This is a genomic window from Acidaminococcus hominis (genome assembly GCF_900291475.1).
GTDB lineage: Bacteria > Bacillota > Negativicutes > Acidaminococcales > Acidaminococcaceae > Acidaminococcus > Acidaminococcus hominis.
On sequence record NZ_OLMM01000001.1, the window covers coordinates 176736 to 198719 of the forward strand.

At 49.4% G+C, this 21984-nt stretch carries 19 protein-coding genes; 10 read left to right on the plus strand and 9 right to left on the minus strand.

Going from position 1 to position 21984, the window contains the following annotated elements:
• Window positions 1-1190: 1190 nt before the first annotated feature.
• Complete coding sequence (locus tag C7E10_RS00710) at window positions 1191-1454, minus strand: LysR family transcriptional regulator (RefSeq protein WP_105325474.1); 264 nt, start codon at window positions 1452-1454, stop codon at window positions 1191-1193.
• A 165-nt stretch (window positions 1455-1619) separates the two neighbouring features.
• The gene (locus C7E10_RS00715) at window positions 1620-2447 is read right to left on the minus strand and encodes an amidohydrolase family protein (protein ID WP_105325475.1); all 828 of its coding nucleotides are present in this window, start codon (window positions 2445-2447) and stop codon (window positions 1620-1622) included.
• 253 nt (window positions 2448-2700) lie between these two features.
• Here C7E10_RS00715 and C7E10_RS00720 point away from each other — a divergent pair, with 253 nt between their 5' ends.
• From C7E10_RS00720 to C7E10_RS00760, 9 genes are all read left to right on the plus strand, one after another.
• Window positions 2701-3981, plus strand: a complete 1281-nt coding sequence (locus C7E10_RS00720) for a 3-isopropylmalate dehydratase large subunit (protein ID WP_105325476.1) — start codon at window positions 2701-2703, stop codon at window positions 3979-3981.
• Window positions 3982-3994: 13 nt separating this feature from the next.
• Window positions 3995-4516 (plus strand): LeuD/DmdB family oxidoreductase small subunit, encoded by a 522-nt coding sequence (locus tag C7E10_RS00725; RefSeq protein WP_105325477.1) that lies wholly within the window; start codon window positions 3995-3997, stop codon window positions 4514-4516.
• Between the two features lie 14 nt (window positions 4517-4530).
• Window positions 4531-4839 carry a citrate lyase acyl carrier protein gene (gene citD / locus C7E10_RS00730; RefSeq protein ID WP_105325478.1) on the plus strand — a complete coding sequence of 103 codons (309 nt, stop codon included), beginning with the start codon at window positions 4531-4533 and terminating at the stop codon, window positions 4837-4839.
• Window positions 4826-5722 (plus strand): aldolase/citrate lyase family protein, encoded by an 897-nt coding sequence (locus tag C7E10_RS00735; protein ID WP_105325479.1) that lies wholly within the window; start codon window positions 4826-4828, stop codon window positions 5720-5722. Before citD ends, C7E10_RS00735 begins: the two co-directional genes overlap by 14 nt.
• Window positions 5722-7281, plus strand: a complete 1560-nt coding sequence (gene citF / locus C7E10_RS00740; protein WP_105325480.1) for a citrate lyase subunit alpha — start codon at window positions 5722-5724, stop codon at window positions 7279-7281. Before C7E10_RS00735 ends, citF begins: the two co-directional genes overlap by 1 nt.
• A gap of 40 nt (window positions 7282-7321) precedes the next feature.
• The gene (locus C7E10_RS00745; RefSeq protein ID WP_105325481.1) at window positions 7322-8716 is read left to right on the plus strand and encodes an MmgE/PrpD family protein; all 1395 of its coding nucleotides are present in this window, start codon (window positions 7322-7324) and stop codon (window positions 8714-8716) included.
• A 71-nt stretch (window positions 8717-8787) separates the two neighbouring features.
• A complete protein-coding gene (gene gltS, locus C7E10_RS00750) occupies window positions 8788-10005 on the plus strand; it encodes a sodium/glutamate symporter (RefSeq protein ID WP_158572346.1) in 1218 nt (405 codons plus the stop codon).
• A 19-nt stretch (window positions 10006-10024) separates the two neighbouring features.
• Window positions 10025-11389 (plus strand): MmgE/PrpD family protein, encoded by a 1365-nt coding sequence (locus C7E10_RS00755; RefSeq protein ID WP_105325483.1) that lies wholly within the window; start codon window positions 10025-10027, stop codon window positions 11387-11389.
• Window positions 11390-11391: 2 nt separating this feature from the next.
• On the plus strand, window positions 11392-12765 hold the full coding sequence (locus tag C7E10_RS00760; protein WP_105325484.1) for an MmgE/PrpD family protein: 1374 nt from the start codon (window positions 11392-11394) through the stop codon (window positions 12763-12765).
• 169 nt (window positions 12766-12934) lie between these two features.
• On the opposite strand, the gene C7E10_RS00765 is transcribed toward C7E10_RS00760, so the two are convergent.
• Window positions 12935-13813 carry an IS3 family transposase gene (locus tag C7E10_RS00765; RefSeq protein WP_200820168.1) on the minus strand — a complete coding sequence of 293 codons (879 nt, stop codon included), beginning with the start codon at window positions 13811-13813 and terminating at the stop codon, window positions 12935-12937.
• Window positions 13764-14132 carry a transposase gene (locus C7E10_RS12105; RefSeq protein WP_105325519.1) on the minus strand — a complete coding sequence of 123 codons (369 nt, stop codon included), beginning with the start codon at window positions 14130-14132 and terminating at the stop codon, window positions 13764-13766. Before C7E10_RS12105 ends, C7E10_RS00765 begins: the two co-directional genes overlap by 50 nt.
• Before the next feature lie 1189 nt (window positions 14133-15321).
• Between C7E10_RS12105 and lexA the strand changes: the two genes are divergently transcribed.
• Entirely contained in the window at window positions 15322-15963 is a 642-nt protein-coding gene (gene lexA / locus C7E10_RS00770; protein ID WP_105325485.1) for a transcriptional repressor LexA, read from the plus strand.
• Between the two features lie 197 nt (window positions 15964-16160).
• On the opposite strand, the gene C7E10_RS00775 is transcribed toward lexA, so the two are convergent.
• The 5 genes from C7E10_RS00775 to C7E10_RS00795 all read right to left on the minus strand — a co-directional run bounded on the left by C7E10_RS00775 (window position 16161) and on the right by C7E10_RS00795 (window position 21490).
• Window positions 16161-16829 (minus strand): hypothetical protein, encoded by a 669-nt coding sequence (locus C7E10_RS00775; protein WP_105325486.1) that lies wholly within the window; start codon window positions 16827-16829, stop codon window positions 16161-16163.
• 66 nt (window positions 16830-16895) lie between these two features.
• On the minus strand, window positions 16896-17075 hold the full coding sequence (locus tag C7E10_RS00780) for a hypothetical protein (protein ID WP_146109027.1): 180 nt from the start codon (window positions 17073-17075) through the stop codon (window positions 16896-16898).
• A gap of 737 nt (window positions 17076-17812) precedes the next feature.
• Window positions 17813-18421: a TetR/AcrR family transcriptional regulator gene (locus C7E10_RS00785; RefSeq protein ID WP_105325488.1), complete on the minus strand. Its 609-nt coding sequence runs from the start codon at window positions 18419-18421 to the stop codon at window positions 17813-17815.
• A gap of 8 nt (window positions 18422-18429) precedes the next feature.
• Window positions 18430-19926: a gluzincin family metallopeptidase gene (locus C7E10_RS00790; RefSeq protein WP_158572331.1), complete on the minus strand. Its 1497-nt coding sequence runs from the start codon at window positions 19924-19926 to the stop codon at window positions 18430-18432.
• Window positions 19927-19975: 49 nt separating this feature from the next.
• Window positions 19976-21490 carry an AbgT family transporter gene (locus C7E10_RS00795; protein WP_199614631.1) on the minus strand — a complete coding sequence of 505 codons (1515 nt, stop codon included), beginning with the start codon at window positions 21488-21490 and terminating at the stop codon, window positions 19976-19978.
• Window positions 21491-21984: the final 494 nt, after the last annotated feature.

Here is a 21984-nt window from a genome sequence, read left to right on the forward strand (position 1 = left end):
ACGCTTTCTACGAAAGCGTAGAGGTGTTTTTGGGAATATATTGCGGCGCCAGCGCCGCAGAAGGAACCTTCCCCACCCAGGGCCCTTGGATTCTTGGTGTGGCCCGTCCCTCCCCTTCCTGTTAGGCGGGGAGGGCAGAGGACGTGCTGGCCGTTACAGGTAGTGATTTGATAGCTCATGTAGTGGTGACGCTATAGTAACGATTAACAATTGACCAGCAGCGATATAGAACGCTTCCTGCAAACGTTGCGTTCGCGTCCAAACAGCGCTACAGTTTTTCCAAAAGCTGTTTGGTATACGCGAGCCATGCGACAGCCGTCCGGGAATCAAACCCGTAGGGTGCTGATGACCGGAATACGGCGAACCGCTCAGGAAGTGGTGCCGGTAGGCACCGATAGAAGTTCATTAAAGCTATTTTTCGCGGCGCTAGCGCCGTAAATGCTGGGGTGAACTTCCTCAGTCATCCCTACGGGCTGACGGCCCCTACACGCTTGCAGGGGCCAGTCTTAGGCCCATACGAGTCATGTGCTAAACGGGGTATAGCAAAGCAACATGGTTCGTAAATATCATCACTACTCTAGTCTATTACATGACCGGTAGGGGCCTGGAAGCCTTCTGAGTGGTTCGCCGTACTCCAATCAGCGGCGTCCTCGCGGACTTGCTTCTTGGACGGCTATCACATAGGTCGCATATTCCAAATGTCCTTGAAAACTGAATTGACATTTGGATGCGACCGTAAAGCGTTGGAGAAGGTGTCGCCAGAGGCGACGGATGAGGTTCACTACGACTTTTTCTGCGGCCGTAGGCCGAATGCCTTCTCCTTACCTGTTCGCTATGCGAACAGGAGAAGGGGAAGGGTGGCTGCGCCCAAGAGTAAAACGCAGCCGGGATGGGGTTCAAAAGTAGGATGTCTGTACCGCACCCGTTGAGAACGTCGACCAAAAATCCGGTACAGAGTTTTCTCCAGCTAAAAATTGCCCTTGGGCAATTTTTCCGTTGTTGGACTACCTAACGGTCCGCACTAGCCCCAAATGGGGACAAACCTTTCCCCACACAGGGGGAAAATGCCGCAACGCGGCAAAAGGGGCTTTCCCAGCCGTCACCCAAGCCTTTGCGGCCGACCGCCGCATACACCTAGCCCCGCTCCAGTTATAGAGCGGGGCTAGTATGGGGTCATACCTCACCCAGTATTATTCTTGCGGCTGAAAATTTTCAAATGCCATGTTCACTGATAACCAAGATTGGGCCAAGGGCAGGAGTCGTTTGCCGTTGGGTGTCAGTTGGGTGCCCCGGGAGCCTTGCTGCCGCAGGACCAGCTGAGCACCTACCTGGCGTTCCAGCTGCTTTAGCCGATAGCTGACGGTAGCCTGGGATACATAAAGCACCCGGGAGGCTTCACTGATATTATTGACCTTAGCAATGGTCAAAAACGTTTCTACCAAATCTTTTTCCATAGGGGATGCCTCCCATCTCAAATTATGGCGGTTTCGTTTTGGGTAACAAGAAGCGATGCTTCGGCAGAGGGGTTCAAGAAATAGAAACAGAGGGTTTTGAACAAGTCCAGAAGCATCGCTTTCAAGTTTCACAAGCAATAAGCCAATAAGGCGGAAGAAAACAGATTAGAAGCCGTATAGTTCGGCGGGATTGTCGGTCAGAGCCAGGCGTCTCAGCCGGTCACTGGGCAGCCATTGGGCTAGCAGTTCCACCAATTGGAATTCGTCCGGCTTTTTCTTTTCCGTAACATGGGGGAAATCCGTCCCCCAAACAATCCGTTGGGGAGCAAACTCGGCAATGGTACGGGCAGTTTTTGTAGCATCCACCCAAGGATATACGCTGGTGGTGTTCAAATAGGGACCGGTGAGTTTAATCCAGGTGTTGCCTTTTTCCAGCATTTCCTGGATGAACGTCCAAGCCGGGTCTTTGGTGCCCAGCACCGGATCCAGGCGCCCCATATGGTCAATGACAATTTTGCAGTCCATTTTTCGGATGACGTCAGCATGCTCGGCAATTTGGGCGGCGCTCATATGCAACTGGATATTCCAGCCCAGGTCTTTTACCCGTTCGCTGAGAGGGTAGCAGTCATCAAAGGAAACAACTGCATTTTTTGGGTTCCATACGCTAAAACGCAGCCCCCGTACCCCGCCTTCATGGAGCCGTTCCAATTCCTTATCGCTGACAGTGGCATCTACGACGGCAATGCCCCTTACGTTGGCCGGCCCGAACTTCTGGATGGCGTCTAGCAGGCAGGTATTGTCCTTCCCAAAGGGTTTCGCCTGGACAAATATGGCTCTAGGCAATTCCAGCTTTTCTGCAAGATATTTATAGGTTTTCACAGTGCCAATCTGGGAAGCTGCCTTACCATCATTGGGGAAAGCAGGATCAATAATGTGCAGGTGTGCATTGCATGCCTGGGGCGGCATGGTGAAACTGAATTTGTTTGTGCTCATAATACCCACAACCTCCGTTATTTTGTTAAGACCATGGTATCATGAGTGCTATGTAATAAAAAAGCAGTTAAATGGAACGATACCGCAACTTTAGGTTGCGGATTTTTTATGTCCTTAGATGCAACCTTTGGTTGCAGACTTACAAATACAAAGTGCTTTTCATTACATGGATGAAACGGTAGCATGTAGGTGAAGGCAAGATTCGGTTGATAATTCACTGAATTTTAGAAATGCAATAAAAGGAGGCAGTTCAATGGGAAAGACAGCCATTGTAAAAATTATGGAGCGTGCATCTGGCCATCCTGTCAAGGTAGGGGAACGGGTCTGGTGCCATGTGGACCTGGCTTCCGCCAGAGACTTCGGCGGTGCCAACTGCGTGCTGCAGTTTGAAAAGGAAATGGGCAAGGATGCCAAGGTATGGGATCCCAATAAAGTAGCCTATACCTTTGACTTGCAGACACCCTCCCATTCGGAAAAGGTATCCAATAACCAGAAAATCATCCGGGAATTTGCAAAAAGACAAGGTATTCCTCATCTGTTTGACATCAACCACGGCATCGGCCAACACGTTATGCTGGAAGCCGGCCTGATCAAACCGGGGGATGTGGTCCTGGGCACGGACAGCCATATGAACCTGCTGGGTTCCGTAGGCGCCTTTGCTACCGGCGTTGGCAACTCTGACGTAGCAGCTGCGTATGTGAAAGGCCTGTGCTGGTTCCGGGTTCCGGAAACTATGAAAATCAACATCACCGGTCATTTCAAAAAAGGCGTGTGTATGCGTGACCTGCTTACCAAGATTGTAGGCGACCTGGGTGCCGGCGGCATGGACTACCTGGCAGTGGAATTCACCGGCGATACGGTAGAACGGGCTACTCTGGCAGAGCGGATTACCCTGTGCTCCATGGTAACCGAAATGAGCGGCAAGGTTCCCCTGATTATGCCCAATGGCCCTGTACTGGATTGGCTGGTAGAACGGGCTGGGAAAGAAGTGGTGGACCGGGTGAAGGCGTTGTCTGCTGACCCCGATGCTGAGTACTGCCAGGTTCTGGAATACAATGTGGACGAATTGGAGCCCATGGCCTCCTGCCCCGATGCACCGGATAATGTAAAGACTGTCCGGGAAGTTGCTGGTACCCATGTGGACCAGGTTCATATCGGTTCTTGCTCCAACGGCCGCTACGAAGATATTAAAGCTGCCCATGACGTGCTTATGGCAGGCGGCGGTAAGATCAATCCGGGCACCCGGGTAATCATCACCCCCTGCACCACGGAAGTGGAACTGCAGTGCCTGAAAGACGGCTTCGTTACGGATTTCCTGAATGCCGGCATTGTTTTCACCAATCCCACCTGTGCCCTGTGCACAGCAGAACATTACGGTGCACTGCCTGCAGGGGATGTGGGCGTAGCCACCAACAACCGGAACTTCATAGGCAAAGTGGGCAAGGGGAGCCATACCTATCTGCTTTCTCCCATGTCTGCCATGGCTACTGCACTTCGGGGCTGCATCACTGACCCCCGGGATATTTTGAAATAGGGAGGAACGCAGAATGAGCAAACAAATTGGCCGTGCCTGGGTATTAAGCGATAACGTAGATACGGATTTGATTTATCACAACAAATATTTGGCGGAAACAGACCCCAAGCAAATGCCCCAATACGCTTTTGAATATTATCCGGGCATGGAAAACTTTGCCAAGGAAGTAAAACCTGGGGACTTTGTTGTAGCTGGTAAGAACTTTGGCTGCGGTTCCAGCCGAGAACACGCCGTATACTGCTTGAAATACGCCGGAGTACCCTGCATTTTGGCAGAAACCTGTTCTCGAATCTACTACCGGAATGCCATCAACAACGGTTATCCGGTCCTGTTCGTCAAGGGCTTGTCCCAGGGCATCAAAGACGGCAAGATCAAAAACGGCGATACCCTGGAAGTTGACCTGTCCACCGGGGAAATCAAAGACCAAAACACCGGTGTGGTTTTCCACGGAGATGCCGTCAGCAACCTGGAACACGAAATCATGGAAGCCGGAGGGCTGTTCCCCTATATGAAAGCCCACGCCAAAGAAGACTAAGGAGGCACACGAGTATGGAATTAAAGAAACCGGCCCTGGTCGGTACGCTGGAATCCAGCGATGTGCAGATTAAACTGTTTCCCAATCCGGGAAAAGGCATTGATATCGATTTGCAGAGCGTTGTAAAAACCCTGTTTGGTGATGCTATCGAAGCTACCATCCGGGAAGTCCTGAAGAATTTTGACGTAAAGGACGCCAGAGTAGAAGTGTACGATAAAGGCGCCTTGGATTTTGCCATCCGGGCCCGCATGGAATGTGCGGTCTGCAGAGCAGCTGAAATCCATTACGATTGGAGAAAGGAGGATCAACATGGCCAAAACTGAGCTGATGCGGACCTCCCTCTATGCTGGAGGTACCAGTCCTGTGAAAATGATTCAGGCTGGCTTCTATAATGAAGACTGCCTGGTTTACGACCTGGAAGATTCCGTTTCTTCTGGCGAGAAAGATGCTGCCCGTTTCTTGGTCTACAACGCAGTGAAATACCAGCGCCCGGCCGGCAAATATATCCTGATCCGGGTCAATGGCCTGTACTCCAAAGAATTGGACGAAGACCTGGAAGCAGCAGTACGGGCACAGCCCGACGCCATTCGCCTGCCCAAGGTGGAATATGCTGAGGAAGTCAAACGGGTGGATAAAAAAATTACTGCCATTGAAAAGAAGGCCGGCCTGCCTGTTGGCGGAATAGCCCTGTGGTGCAATATCGAATCCTATTTGGGCGTACTCAATGCCCGGGAAATTGCCAAGGCCAGCCCTCGGGTGGCAGCCATGGCCCTGGGTGCCGAAGACTTTACTGCCAGCATGAGCGCCCAGCGCACCAAGCCGGGTTGGGAAATCTTCTACGCCCGGAACACCATCCTGATGGCCTGCCGGGAAGCCGGTATTTCCGCCCAGGACGCCGTGTTTTCTGATATCAACGACAGCGAAGGCCTTCAATGGGATCTGGAAATGACCAGAACCCTGGGCTTTGACGGCAAAACCTGCGTGCATCCCAGACAGATTGACAAAGTAAACGCTTGCTTTACCCCTTCCCGTAAGGAGATTATCAATGCAGTCCGAGTGCTGGAAGCTTTGAAGAAAGCTGCCCGGAATCATACGGGCGTTTGCACGCTGGACGGTGGCATGGTGGATAAACCCATGGAACTCCGGGCCCGCTCCACCTTGGCCAAAGCAGAGGCTGCTGGAATCAAGATCGGGGGTAACTTGTGATGATAGAAAATAGTTTAGGACGCAAACTGCCGGAAAAAATCGGCGATTATGTAGTAAAACCCTATCAGGGCGCCTATGTAACCCCAGCCCGGAAAGGTCCTGTGGTTACCAAGCGTACGGCAGGCCATAGAATTCCCGGAGATACCAAACTCCTGGGAAGCTTGGAGGAAGCTATCAAAGCCTCTGGCCTGCAAGATGGCATGACCATCTCCTTCCACCATGCCTTCCGGGAAGGGGACAAAATCATTGGTCAGGTACTTCTGGCCATCCGCAAACTGGGCATCAAGCATCTGCGTTTTGCCCCCAGCGCCGTGGTCAACATTTCCCAACCCTCCATTGTGGACTTTATTGAAGACGGAACCATCGACCGGATTGAAGCCAGCGGTATCCGCGGCCAATTGGGGGATGCTGTGTTGGCCGGTGAAATGGAAAAGCCGGTAATCCTCCGTACCCACGGTTCCCGGCCCCGGGCTATCGAAGCCGGCGAACTGCAGATTGACGTAGCCTTCATCGGCGCTTCTGCTGCAGACGATAACGGCAACTGCACCGGCCAAATCGGCCCCAATGCCTGCGGCTCCCTGGGTTACTCTTTCGTAGATGCCCAAAATGCCGGCTGCGTGATTGTCATCACCGACAACCTGGTGGAATATCCCTGCTGCCCGGTAAGCATCAGCCAACAGTACGTGGATTATGTGGTGAAGGTGGATTCCATCGGCGATCCTGCCAAAATTGGCGCAGGGGCTGCTCGGCTCACCAAGAACCCTCGGGATCTGATGATTGCTGAACGAACTGTGGACCTGATTTCCGCTTCCCGCCGCTTCAAAGACGGCTTCTCCTTCCAGACCGGCGCCGGCGCCATCCCCATTGCCATTACCAAATATCTGGCAGAACGGATGAAAGAACGGGGCGTCAAAGCCAGCTTTGCCCTGGGCGGCATTCCCGCAGCCATCATCGATATGTATGATGAAGAACTGGTGCGGGTGGTTGCCTGTAGCCAAAGCTTCGATAACGTAGCAGCCAGGGCCATTGTGGATCGTCCTGGGGTTATCGAAATTGACAACGCCGACTATTCCAATGCCTATAACAAAGGCGGCTATCTGAACCGGGAAGACTTCGGCGTACTGGGTGCCCTGGAAATCGATACGGACTTTAACGTAAACATCCTCACCGGATCCTCCGGCGAAATGATGGGCGGACTGGGCGGCGGCCCGGATGTAGCCGGCGGCGCAGCCATTTCCATTGTTACCATCCCCATCATCAGAGGCAGAACTCCTTCCGTGGTAAAACATGTGTTTACCCTGTGCACCCCCGGTGAAACCGTGGCAGCAGTAGTAACCGAAGCCGGAATTGCCTTGAACCCGAAACACCGGAATTACCAGGAACTGAAAGAAGATTTGGAAAAGACCTCTTTGAAACTGGTAACCATTGAAGAACTGCAGCAATTGGCTGAATCCCTGACAGGCGTCTATAAACCCATTGAAACCACCGACAAAGTAGCCGCCATTGTAGAATATCGGGACGGCACCGTGCTGGATGTAATTCGCCAAATCAAAAAGTAAACAGGATTATCCACACGGATGCCCCTTGAAGGCTGGTGCAATGATGAGAAAAACATTAGCTCAAGTCTTGGCGGACTATGCAGTGAATCTGCACTATGACCAATTGCCAAAAGCCTCCATCGAGCGCGCTAAAGAAGTTATTCTAGATGCCAGTGCCAACTTCATCAATGGACGATTTGATGCAGCTGCAGTACCCCTCCTGCAATATGCAAAATCAATCAGCGAAGAAGTTAAAACTGAAGCTACTTTCACTTTTTTGAGCGAGCAGGATTACGCACTTTCTACACGTGCAGCGATATTCGCTTATTGCGCAATGGGCAGAATGGCAGATATGGATGATGGCTTTAGTAAGGCAATGGGCCATCCTGGTTCGTTTCTGGTTCCAACATTACTGATAATGGGCAAGCTGCATAAAATCTCAGGTAAAGAAGCTATTGCAGCCCTTGTTGCTGCGTATGATGTATACGCACGGATTGCTGAAGCTTTAAACCCCTATATGCATAGGGAAAGGGGATTTGATGCAACCGGTGTATGTGGTTCTGTAGCAGCTGCGGCATTATTGGCCAGAATAATGAAATGCGATTCTGGCCAGGCCGCAAATGCTATGGGTTTAGCAGGGACTTTTTCTGGAGGAATTATAGAATGCCAGCAAGATGGTACCTCAGGAAAGTATCTCTGTGGAGCCTGGGCTGCGCTTAATGGTTTGCGTGCAGTAGATTTGGCAAGAGCTGGATTTACTGGATCACCGCAAATTTTAGAAGGGAAAAGGGGACTTTTCCAAGCCTTTCAAAGCAGCCATGGTTTTGAGACTGATCACGTATTGGATAGTTTAGGGAAGTTGTTTAAAATTAATGAAGTCTATTTTAAGCGGTTTGCCTGCCTGCGAGGTGTTCATGCAACTTTGGATGCAGCTTTGCAGTTAAAAGAAAGCTATCACCTGGTTCCTGAGCAGATTGAAAAAGTGGAAATCAGAGCATCCAGTTATTTGCTTCGTTTTGCAGAACCTTATCCCAAAACTGAGATTAGTGCACAATCCAGCCTGCCTTTTACAACAGCGGTAGTACTGCTTTATGGAAAGTTGGATTCCGCAGAATTTTTGAGAGAATGTTTAAAAGATGAAACTGTGTCTCGCTTTGAAGAACGAATTATCGTAAAATATGATTCTGACTTAGAAGCATATTTAAAAGAACATCCTTCACATTTTAGTGCCAGTAAAGTAGTTGTCTATACAAGCAGTGGGAAAATTCTGACCCACACTCAGCATATACCCATAGGAGAAACAAAAGAGACGAAATTCGGCTGGGATATGGTGGCATCAAAATTTACCCATCTTGTAGAAAAAACTCCATTTGGAGTTCTAAATCAGCAATATATTCATCAAATCCAGCAGTTAGAATATTGTAATGCTTTATCAGAAATATTTGTACTAAAGTAATAATCTGATTTGTTCTTACCCAACTGAAGTCAAGCTTTTATGAATACCCTATTTTTAAGGAGATGTTGAGCGTGAAAGTCACATTAGATTTGTATGCAACTGTTGCTTTGGCACTGTTCTTTTTCTATATTGGCAGCATTATCAAAAACCATCTGAAGTTCTTGCGGAAGTTTTGTATTCCTACACCCGTTGTTGGTGGTATCCTTTTCGCCGTCATTAATCTGATTTTTCATCAATACAACATTTTGCACTTAAAGCTGGATGCAGTCTTTCAAAACCTTTGCATGGTAGCCTTCTTTACCAGCATTGGGTATTCTGCTTCTATGAAAACTGTGCGGAAAGCTGGAAAACCCATTATTTTGCTGACTGTAAGTACTGCCATTCTTATTACTATGCAGAATATTATCGGCGGTTATACTGCTGTTGCTCTTGGCCTGCCCAAATTGCTAGGGCTCTGCCTTGGGTCTATTCCTCTGGTTGGCGGTCACGGCAATGCTGGCGCTTTTGGTCCGCAAATTCAGAGTATGGGTATTAATAGTGCTACAACGGTTGCAATTGCAGGGGCAACGTTTGGCTTAGTATTCGGTAGTTTATTAGGCGGCCCAGCAGCTGACTTTTTGATTAGAAAATTTAAGCTCAGTGGTACGAATGTAGTGGAAAAGACCTTAGAAGTGGAAAACGAAGGCGAAGGCTCTACAGACGAATTGAAAATTTCTGAAAAAGAATTTATCTCTCATGTGATGCTGATGGCTTTCCATATTTTCATCTCGATGGCCTTTGGTGTTGTATTGAACGTATTGATCAAAAGATCCACTGGCATTACTATTCCAGTTTTCCTTTGCTCCATGCTGGTGGCTGTGGTTATTCGAAACATTTCCGATTATACACATCTCTATCCCACCTACGAACGGGAAGGAAATATCGCAGGTTCTATTTCCTTGAATATTTTCCTGGCTTTGGCAATGATGTCTGTAGAACTGTGGCAGCTGATTGATCTGGCTGTTCCCATGGCAATCATTTTGCTGGTGCAAGTGATCACCACTACCGCTTATGTAGTACTGGTTACCTTCCCGCTGATGGGTAAGGATTATGAAGCGGCTGTAATGTGTGCAGCTCAGATTGGCTATGGTTTTGGGGCAACCCCGAACGCTATGATGAACATCGCTACTGTTGAAGAAAAATACAGCCCCGCACCACAATCCAGATTGGTTGTACCCTTTGTAGGCGGCCTGTTCACTTCACTGATTAATGCAGCATTGATTACCACCTTTATCAATCTGTTTGCATAAGGTATATGGAGGCATTCGAATGGAAGAAACAAGTGTAAGCAAACTGGTGAATTTGTTTGATGATATGTCTTATGAGCAAATTCCCCCAGATATTCTAAAGTTAACCAAAGAATACGTTGCCGATTTTATCGGAATCTTTTGTGCCAGCACCAAAAAGAGTATGTCTCGTCAATTGCATGAGGCGTTAAAAGACAAACTGGGCGAAAAGCCTGTTGCTGAGGAACTTGCCATGTGGATGGCAAGTTCCGCCAGAATGTTGGATATGGATGATGGCCATCGTTTTGCCATGGCTCACCCTGGTGTTGTAATACAGGCCACAGCTGCTGCCATGGCTATGACTCTGCCCAAAGAAAAGGTGGATGGGAAAAAATATCTGGAAGCCATTATTAAGGGCTACGAAGTATATTGTTGGCAGGGCCGGGTGATTAATCCGTCTGCTTATTTGGAAAGAGGCATAGATGCCACCAGTGCCTGCGGCGCTGCTGCTGCCGCAGTGGTTGCTGGAACCTTGATGGGCTTTTCCAAAAAACAGCTGGTGGATGCCATTTCCTTGGCTGCAGCCGTAATTGGCGGGTTAAATCAAAGTGCAATTGATGGATCTGCCCAAAAGTATCTTGTGGCTGGCTTTGGCGCGAAAGTGGGAATTGCCGCAGCTCAAATTGCAGCTTATGGTTTAGGCGGGCCTTCCCACGTATATGAAGGAAAATTAGGCTTTGTTAACGCCTTCTCGGCTCATCCAGACCGCGAACTGTTGGAAGAACCGAAACTGCGCTGGGATATTCAATATGCATATATGAAGATTCATGCCTGTGTACGACGTATCCATGCCACGTTGGATGCTGTGAACAAGATTATGTCGGATCACCAGCTGCGGTTGGAAGATGTAAAAACGGTTCAGGTATTTGGCGGACCTTTCCTTTATGATGCAGGAACCTACGACCCCAAAGACAGTGCACAGGCACAGACCAGCGTTCCTTATGCGGTGGCAAATCTGTTAAAGTTTGGGGTAGTACGCGATGACTATATGGAAGAAAATTTGCAGAACCCTGAAATTGCTTCCCTGTCCAGGAAAGTAATCGTATTGCTGGATTCAGAAATTGCAGAGATGGCCAAAAAAGATAAAAGTTTGTGGGGCGCAGCCAAAGTACGTATTACGACAAACGAGAACAAAGAGTATGAAGTCTTGAAGAAAATTCCTGATGGTGATCGCGAATCTCCGTTCCCTCCAGGTACCATTGAAAAGAAATTCCTGGGACATGTTCAAGAAATTGCTGATGCAGAGTATGCAAAGCAACTTTGGAATACCCTTGAGTCGTTGGAACAAGTGACAAGTCCTTCCGATGTATTGACAGAAATGCTGCATCGGATTAAGGAGGCTAACTAACAATGGATTATATAATCCCTAAGCGTTTTGCTCATTTTATTGCGGAGACCACATACGAAAAGCTTCCGCAGGATGTTATTCAGATTGCCAAAGAAAGAATTATGGATACCTTGGGAGCTGCACTGGCTGGTGCCTCCCATTGGGAATATAAAGAAAACTTCCTGCAAGCCTGCAGGAAGTTTGGAAAAGGCGATACTGCTGTTATTACGGGTGGTGCAAAAGAGTTCCCGTTGGCAAGAGCGGCTATGATCAACGCTACCTTTGCTCATGGTATTGAGTTGGATGATGGCCATAAAAATGCAGGCGTACATTGCGGCGCCGCGATTATTCCTACAGCGTTGACGTTAGGCTCTGCACTGGGCTGCAGCGGTAAGGAAATTTTGACAGCCATTGTTATTGGCTATGATATTGTCTACAGATTAGCTTCAAATATGGCACCTTACCAAATCAAGAAGGGGTTTCATCCTTCTGGTAATGATGACACAATTGGCTCCATGGCTGTGGCCGGAAAATTGCTGAATTTGACGGAAAATCAATTGGAGCAAGGTCTGGGCCTTAGCGCTTTGTATGCCTCCGGTTTAATGGAAGCTACTGTAACAGGTCAGGCTTCTAAATGCATTCAGGTAGGGAATGCTGTATATAACGGCATTGCAGCCGCTTATTACGCTCAGGAAAATATGGAAGGTTCCCTCAGCGCCTTTGAAGGCAAGTCTGGATTCTTTAAGGCCAAGTCAGAAAATGTTGATCCTGAAAAGGTTTGTGAAGGACTTGGGGAGAAATTCCTGATTGGTGATACCTATAGTAAAATGTATCCTACTGCCAGACATTCCCAGCCTGCAATTGAAGCTGTCCTTGATTTGGTGGCTGAACATGGCTTCTCTTGGGAAGCTGTTGAAAAAGTATGGGTAGGGACCCACCAGGTAGCCTACGACATGACCGGTATTATCAAAGCTCCGAAGGATGCCGGAGAAGCTAAATTCAGCTTAGCTTACGGCGTTGCCCTGGCCTTGCATGAACACTGCTTTGGCATTGCCCATTTGGATGAGCGTTATACACAGGACCCCATTAATATTAAGCTCGGTAATTTGGTTACTGTCGCAGTTGATCCTGATGTTCAAAAACTTTATCCAAAGCGCAGAGGTGCCAAAGTAAAGGTCTATTTAAAAGATGGTACCGTGTATGAAAAGGAATTGTATGATTTGAAAGGGTCTCCGGGTAATCCCATTGGTTGGAAAGAACTGGAGCAGAAATTCCGGATTAATACTGAATCTGTGCTGCCTAAGAAGGAAGCAGATACATTGCTGGCTTTGATTCAATCCATGGATGAAGCCAGTCAAATAAACCCGCTGATGGATATCCTGAACACCGCCCGCTAAATGGTGGACGGGTTCAAGTCAGCAAACGAAGCACATTTTCGTTGTACTAAACGGATAAAGTTTTTCCCATAATCCGGAAGGATCTTTTCCTTTAAGGTAACCAAGGAAAATTGATTGCGAGTATAGTGGCACGTTTGTCAAGACCAAAATCGATGAATTTCTAAATGTATCAGGCAGCAGACATTGCAGCATTGAGCAGCAGTGCCGGGAAGTAGCGCTCTGCTGGCGGGACGTTCCCGATGGCTGAGTGGCAGCGCTGGAAGTTATACACGTTGATGTAGTTGCGGATGGCCTTGCGAGCCTCCCGGATGTTGCGGTACTGCGTGAGATAGGCTTCCTCATACTTGAATGTCCGGAACCACCGCTCAATCTTGATGTTGTCGGCCCAGCGGCTCTTGCCATCCATGCTCTGGCGGATCTTGTGTTCCTTGAGGAAAGCCTTGTACTCCTTGCTGGTGAACTGGCATCCTTGGTCGGAGTTGAGAATCTGCGGCTTTGCTATACGGAGCGCCTTCCTTACGGCGGCAATGACCATCCGGGTGTCCAGGGTATCGTCCACCTCCCAGCCAACAATGCAGCGGCTGTACCAGTCGATGATGGCTGTCAGATAAACGAAACCGTGCTCCAGGGGAATGTAGGTGATGTCGATGGACCATGCCTGGTTAGGCTGCTGAATATCCACATGCTTCAGCAGGTAGGGCATCACCTGCGCTTGTTGCTGCCGCTTGGAAAGGTTCATCTTCGGATAGATGACGTCGATGCCCATCTCGCGCATATAGCGAGCTGTCTTGCGTCGTCCGGCCTGATGCCCGAGGCGCTGCAGCTGCGAGGCCAGCTGCCTTGCGCCCCAGGCAGGATTGTCCGTGTGGAAACGATCGATGATGCGCTTGCATTCCAGCTCTTCATCTGATGGAGTGTTCTCTTTGGGGTGGTAGTATTGGCTTGTGCGGTTGACGCCGAGCAGCTTTGCTGCTTTCCGAAGGGAAAGCTCCTTGCACTCACTCCTCGAAAGGTTTTGGAGAATACTGTTTCTCGTAGTCCGGTCCAAGAATTTCCTCAGATTTTTTTTTCAACCAATCCACCTGCATGGTGAGTTGGCCAACTTTGCGGGCATAGGAGGCTTTCTCCTTCCGCTCGGTCTCGAGTTTTTGATTGAGGTTGTCCTCTCTGGAATCATCGAATATGATGCTTGCCTTGCTGAGAAACTCGTTCTTCCAGTTCCGCAAGAGGTTCGGCAGGATTTCGTTCTCAGCCGCCAGCGTGTTGAGGTCTTTCTCACCCTTGAGCAGCTCGATGACGAGATCGGATTTGAATTTCGACGTGAAATGACGGCGCGTGCGTGACATGATGATTATCTCCTTTTTCATTGATCGCCTCCAGTATACCACGAGATTCACATTAAGAAATAGTTTCGAAGTTGTCTTAATTCATAGTTCCATTATAGCATCGGCTACACATACTCACGGGGGCCAAACGAAAAAGTAGGAAACGTAAAAGGTAAAAACTACAAAAAGCTGCGTCATAGAAAAGCAACGCAAAGGTCCTGCATATATCTATACGTATATAATTATGGTATAGATAATAAAGCCCGAAGCTAAAAAGGAAAATACCGTTAAATGGACCTGAAAGCAAGACCTGAAAGCAATAGGTTTGTAGGACCAGAAAGCACTTTGCCGAAAAAATAAAGCCTGCAAACACTGGCAGCGCCTGGGCTGGCGCCAATAGTATGACTTTTTAACGGTTGGCAAGCCAGGAACTTACCCTTTGTTAAATTTTTTCCACACTATTTAACATAATATATATTATAGGACGTAAAATTTTTCTTGATTTTTTTCAGAAATTTACAACTCCCTTACAAATCCGGTTCGCAAGCATTTTTAAATGATGTTCGCCATACTGCCGCTGCTGGTTTTCACGTTGGACAATCGGCTTTTACCGTGCCATAAACTTCCTTTTTATTGCCTGTGTCTTTGCCTTGCCTCCGAACTTTGAGACATCATATTATAGGCGCCTGAGTCTCTGCATTTCGTCAAAGCTGTGATTTATCCAACGGACCTTCAGTGGTTTGGTGTGACTTCAACTGTTTATCTGGATGCCAGTCTGCTGCTTTAGCCATTTTTGCTGTTCTGCAGCTTGCACCCAGTGTTTTCGGGTGCTCTGCTAGGATACCAGTTTACTTTTTTTGAGTTCTCAGCGTACACCTTACTTTTTTCCTTTTCCCGGCTGATTTTTCATGCGTTAAATGGCTTTAGAATCGTTTTTTCCAATTCTGCGTGAGTAAGTTGAGTAAGTTATTGTACTTTCACTTAAATCTCGTCAAATCGCAAATTTGGACGTTTCAAACCATTTCAGCCCTACCACAATATATCGATAATATATCGATTGTGCTTGTTTCCACTTTTCCTGTTCGTTTTGTGCAAAATTGAGGCTTTATTGCGCTTTTTGCAAACATTTGTTTGATTTTTTGGGATAAGCTTGGTATACTAAGGCTAGTAGCAACCTATATTCGATAATAATATCCCAAAAGCGGATTTTGGGGGTAAAGGAGATCTGTCTATGAACAATGCAGCCAATTCCGAATCTAAGCTTACTTCCTTAACTGATCGACAGACCAAGATTCTTACGTATATCAACACCTACACCTTTTCCAACGGCTATCCCCCTTCGGTAAGGGAAATTGGTCAGGCAGTAGGTCTTTCTTCCAGCGCTTCTGTGCATAATAACCTGAAAAAGCTGGCAGATGCCGGCTATCTGAAATGGGACCCTGAAAAGCCCCGTACTTATATGCCCCAGGACTTGGGCTGGCGGAAAAAGGATATGGTACCCGTGCCATTGGTAGGCGCTGTCCACGCCGGTGATCCCATTCTGGCAGTAGAAGATATTGAGGATACCTACCCCATCCCCATGGACCTGATTGGCTGCCGGGACGATGTGTTCATGATGGTTGTCGAAGGCGACAGCATGAAGAATGCCGGTATTTATGACCACGACTACGTGTTTGTCCGCAAGCAGGATTACGCCAGCAACGGCGACATTGTGGTAGCTCTGATTAATGACGAAGAAACCACCATCAAACGGTATTTCCGGGACCTAAAGCAGATTCGCCTCCAGCCGGAAAATGATGCCTATTCTCCCATTATTGGTACGGACAACATCCGGATTACCGGGAAAGTCATTGGGGTATTTAGATCTCTGTAAAGCACAATTGCATTAAAAAAGACGTTTCTGAAGAAATCCAGAGACGTCTTTTTTTGCTGAAATTTTCGCCAAGGCACCGGCAGTATTTGCAGGCGGTTCCGGTCAAAGGCTGCATAGCGCTGGGGCAAGGCCAAGATGCCTTCAGCTGCCGGGCCGCTTTCCTGTCTCCAGTGGCCATTCCTCAGGGAATATGCCCCCTACAGTTTCTCTCCAGATTTTAGCAGTCTGGGGTGCAGCTGTTTGACTGCCTGAACCAGCTTCTGGAAAGCACCCCGCAGATGGGGCGGCGTCCACTCCGGAGAAAAGCAGAGAAATACGTAATCATATAGACTGGAAATATGATAATCCGTGGTATTGGGATAAGGGAAAGGCCCGTACAGGGACGCCATTTCACTGTCCAGCCGCCGGATCCAGGTTACGTGGGTATTCTCCGGATCCCGGTGCAGCTGCAGGTGATGCACCCAGTTGGCGCAGTCCACCTTGCTGCCGGCCGATACGTAATTGTCATGATGAAAGTCGATATGGGTCAATTCCAGGGTTTCAGCTCGGGGAATCTGCTTCAGCAGCTCTACAATCTCCCCATGGCTGTCGGCCACGTAGGCCTTGCCCCGGTGGATAGCGTGGAGCACGTGGCAATGGTAGGCATAAGGCAGGTGCCGCAGCCCCAAACGCCGCAGCTGCGGGTATTCCTGGTAGCTTTGCTGCCATTCCGCTTTCAGTTCCTGAGGCGGGATATTATCTCCACCGGGAGGAAATTCCTCATCCCGGACTTCCAGTGTAGTATCCAGGTAATAGTCAAAGTCTATACTCAGCACCCGCCAGACCTTTTTCGCCGTGCTGCTGGGCGCTTCCCCTTCCGTTGCCATACCATTCCATCTCCTAACAAAATAAAAAAGCCCGGCAGGGAATTTACCTTACCGGGTCTTGGAGGCTTACATATAACTTAGTCCCCTATCTTCCAGGGTATCGTCTTCCTCGTCATTGCCTAACATCAGATCGTCTACCCAATCATAGAAGTCTTCCGTCAGTGTTTCGTAATTGGGGGCCATAAAATGGATGCCACCCTGCATTTCCATGACGTTAAGAATGTACAGTCTTGTTATAACATCCAATTCCACTTTTCCAGTGTAGCCCTGATAGCTAATATACGGTTTCATGATACTCTCTTTTCTGCAAGAATAGTCTCCTGCTCAGGGCGTTTCTACTTCGTAAACAACTGTTGCTGCTAACCTGAACGGGGATGTCTGTCTGCCCCAACCAGAGGACAACCAGCCGCTTTCTTATGTTAAGTATAACACACTTTTTGCAGAAACAAAAATATTATGGCCATTTTTCCCCATACATGAAGGTTTTATGAAATTATCGTAACAAATGAACATTATTAATAAGAATAGTTTCTAATCTATAAAACCTTTATTAAATACACAAGCTAACGCAAAGCTGGCTAAAGACTGCTTGAGCCCTGTATTTTCCTACAGCTTTACTCGTTGTTATACAAAATACAGCGTTTTTCAATTGGAAAGTATAAGCTTACTTTTCGTTAAATTATCGTCAATTTGTGAAGAACCTTTTTAAGCTGCCAGGCCTGGAATTATTGCTTTTAAGCCCAAAAATCTGTCCGTTCATAACGGTCATAAATCCACCTCAAAAGCATTCGGCTTGGGGTCTAAAGTTACACTCTTCTTCTCTACTGTAGCAGTGCACAGTACTGGTTTGGGGCAATCCTCCCCTGCCAGCTGACCCCTGCAAGCTGCAAAAGGTATTATACGCCACCCAAGGCGCAAAAAACGCTTCCGCTTGGCAGCAATATCCGAGCAGAAGCGTTTTGTCTTATTCCTGGCAGGAATTCTTAGTCTTCCTTGGGTCCGGGCTGCACCCAATAGGCTTTGCGAAAAGCCCGGGTAAGCCCTAGGGTTTCTTCCGTTAAATCAAACCCCTTGGTCTGGATGCACCATTCGAAATACGTGCCCCGGATGCACCGGAGCAGCAGCCGGGTAAAATGGTCCGGATCCGTTGCCTTGGCGTAGTGCCCCTGGGCAATTCCTTCCACCACCAGAGCCCGGAAAATGCCATACAGGGCCCGTTCCAGGTCCAGGGCGTCCAAGCGGTCATTCCCTTTCAAAAGGGCCTTATACAGCACCTGAATGCATTCCCGTCCAATCTCCTCCTGGGTAAAGCGGCAGGAACCGGTAATGATGGCATCAAATTTTTCCTCCACCCCCATGGACGGCTGCAGCTGATTTTCCAGCGCCAGATAATAGGAGTCGTAGGACTTCAGCAGCTCGGTGATAATATCCGATTTGCTTTTGAAATAGATGTAGAAGGTTCCCTTGGCCACGTGGGCCCGCTGAACAATAGCGTCCACCGTGACCCCGTCGTACCCCTTGTCCCGAAACAGCGCCAGGGCGCAGCGGTACAAATGTTCCTTGGTCTGGTCCCCCTTGGTCAATTTTTTCATGGGGCACCTCAGCAGCCATACAGGGCGCCGTATTTCCGGTTCAGATAAGCCAGGAAAGGCTGGGCGTCCAGGGCTTTTCCGGTAAGCTGCGTCATGAGCTCACTGCCGGTATAGACAATGCCATACTGCCAGATATGGTCCCGAAGCCAGTCCAGAACGGGAGCAAAGTTTCCCTGACCCACCCGTTCATAGCAATCCGGCACGTCCCGCAGCAGCACGGCCAAAATCTGCCCATCGTAGATATTTCCCAGGGCATAGCTCTGGAAATAGCCAATGTAATCCCCAGCCCAGTGCATATCCTGGAGGATTCCCTCCAGGTCATTTTGGGGCCGCACCCCCAGGTAGGCCTCGTACTTGTCGTCCCAGGCCTTTTTCAGCTCCTGGGTAGTCAATTTCCCTGCGAACCAATCCCGTTCCAGTTCGAACCGGATAATGGCATGGAGGCTGTAGGTGACCTCGTCGGCGTTGATTCGCTGCAGACTGGGCTGCACCCGGTTCAGAGCCTGGTACAGCCCTTCAGCCGTCACCTCGGCAAAATCCGGGAACGTTTCCTGGAGCAGGGGCAGCAGATGTTGGGCGTAGGCCCGGCTCCGGCCGATAATATTCTCCATAAAACGGGACTGGGACTCATGAAAGCCCCCTTCGCTGCCGCCCCACAGCCCTACGGCCGCATATTCTTCCGCCGTAGAGTAGGAATACATGGCGTGGCCCGACTCATGGAGCAGGGAGTACAGCAAATGGGGGTTGCCGCTTTTGTAGGTGGAGATTCGGGAATCCCGGGGACCCATAAAAGACGTAAAGGAGTGGATAACCTGCTGGTTGATGGTCCCCCGCTTGGGGTCAAAGCCCATTTCCCCCACCAGGTGTTTGGCCAGCGCCAGCATCTTGTCCGGATCCTGGTCCTTGTGCAGCAGGCTGTCGTCAAAGTCCCGGCCGCTGCGGCGAAGGCGGCCCAGCAGTTCCTTGAGCCCGTGTTTCAGCACCTCAAATTCCCGGCTTACTACAGCCGCCTGAAGGCCCTCATCGGTTTGGGCCACCAGGGTGTCAAAAGCCGGCTGGTCCGGGTTCGCCGCCAGGGCCAATTGTTTCTTCAGGGTAAAGACCTGTTCCAGATAAGGTGCAAATACAGCAAAGTCCTTGGCTTCCCGGGCCTTCTTCCAGGCAAACATAGCCTGCGCCCGAATCAAGTTGTACTGCCGCAGCAGGTCCTGGGGCATCAGCCCCAAAGTCCGATATTGATACAAGAAGAAGCGGATAACGCCCCGTTCCACCGCAGTATTACCGGAGGTTTCTGCAAAATACTGGGCCAATTCCCGGGCCTCAGCCGTTTGGAACAGCCCCGTTTTACGGGCGGCCACCAGGGCCTGCATCTCCTGCCGGTAGGCTGCGCCCTGTTCCGGCAGCAGCCCCCACTGGTCCAGCTCAAATAACGATTCCATGGATTTCAGATAGCGGAATTCCCGCAGGATTTCCTCTAGCCGTTGCAATTTCAATTCGTAGGACAACGCAATAGACCTCCTATTCCAGCAATTCTAAAAGCAAACTGGTGCAGGCTTAGAAGAAGCAGGATACCCCAGGCCCCAGAGGCAGCTTCAGCAGCAGCCAGGCTGCCATTTGCAGAATCCATACTACCAGGAAAGCCCCGGAATACGGCAGCATCAGGGAAATGATGGTTCCCATGCCGGTGTTCTTCTCATACTTCTGGGCCATGCCAATAATAATAGGCAGGTACGGATAAATCGGCGTAATGGGGTTGGTTACCGAGTCCCCAATACGGTAGATGACCTGGGCAAAAGCCGGGGAGTATCCCAGAATCATCAGCATGGGCACGAAAATCGGAGCGAAGATGTACCACTTGGCGGAGCCGCTGGACATGAACAGGTTGACCACCGTGGTAAGGAGAATAATCCCGATAATCAGCGGCACACCGGTAAACCCGGCATTTTGCAGCCCGGCAGCACCGTTTACAGCAATAACCATACCCAGGTTGGTAAAGTTGAACATGGCAATAAACTGGCTGATGACAAATACCAGCACAATGTACCCGGTCAGGGAGTTCAGGGACTGGGCCATAAACTTCGGCACGTCACTGGACTGTTTGATGGTGCCCACGGTCTTGCCGTAGACCACGCCCACCAGGATAAAGTAGATGATCAGGATGGGCACCAGGCCGTTCAGGAAAGGACTGGGAATCAGGGTGCCGCCCTTGCCCCGAAGCAGGCCGTTTGCCGGTACGGTGCACAGAAGCAGCAATGCCACATAAACGGCCGTGAAGATGCCAGCATACCGCAGCCCTTTTTTCTCCGCAGGAGTAACAGACGTGCCTTCGGTGGCCAGTTCTCCCGTATAGGCACCTAGCCGAGGGGTAATGACCTTGTCGTTGACCACAACGCCCACCGCCGTCAGCAGGAAGCAGGAAACAATCATAAAGAACCAGTTGTCAGCAGCCGTAACCACCACATTGGGGTCGATGATATGGGCCGCTTCCTGGGTAACCCCGCACAGCAGCGCATCCGTACCGGTAATCAGCACGTTGGCTGTAAAACCCGCGTTGGTCGCCGCATAGCCGGCAATCAGCCCGGCCAGGGGATTCTTCCCCAGCACAGCAAAAGCCGAGGCTGCCAGTTCCGGAATGACAATAATGGACGCTTCAGAAGCAATACTGCCATTGATGCCCAGGAAAATCACTGTAGCCGACAGGGCCCACAAGGGCACCCCCATCATGGCCCGGCGCATCACCGTGGACAAAAGCCCTGCTGCTTCCGCCAGACCAATGGCCATCTGCATGGCCAGCACCAACCCAAGGGGTGCAAAACTGGAGAAATTGCTTAGCAGATGCTCTACAACCCAGACCAGCCCTTCCTGGCTGAGGATACTGCGGACAAATACGGTCTTCCCGTTGGAGGGATTGATTACGTGGGTTCCCATAGCAGCAAACACCGCAGAAACCACCGCCAATATGGCGATGATGTACAGGAACAGGATAAAGGGATGGGGCAGCTTGTTGCCCACCCGCTCAATGGTTCCCAAAATACCCCCGCCGCTTTTTTTCGTTTCCATCGCTTCCATAACACCAATCCCATTTTTATGACCACAGTCATATTTTTGAGTCCATTGTAGTCAGAAAGTGAAAACTTGTCAATTTGCAGAGAAAAATATGCGGATTTTTTGTGAATGTATACAGTATTTCGGAGTTTATTGTTGCAAATGAAACGGTTGTAGGAAGTGTATTTTGGATACTTATTCAGTGCAGAAAAGCAAAACTAAGTGCGGTAGGAAACCAGCGGGAACAGCAAGGTCTTGATGGCAAAGAAAGATTTACTGGTTGTCCCCCATCCACCGGAGACTCCACCCACACCTTCCTTGCCTGATACTGCCGTTGTACAGGACAGACAAAACGGCGCCGCAATTGCTTAGTTGAAAGCGTCCCACTGGCTAAAAAAACACAAAAGGCAATATCAGGATAACCATCCCGGTCGCGCCCAAGTACTAAACCGTGACCGGGATGGGGTTCCTATCCAAGCTGCCGCGAAGCGGATATATATTCTTAAAAACACCTCTAC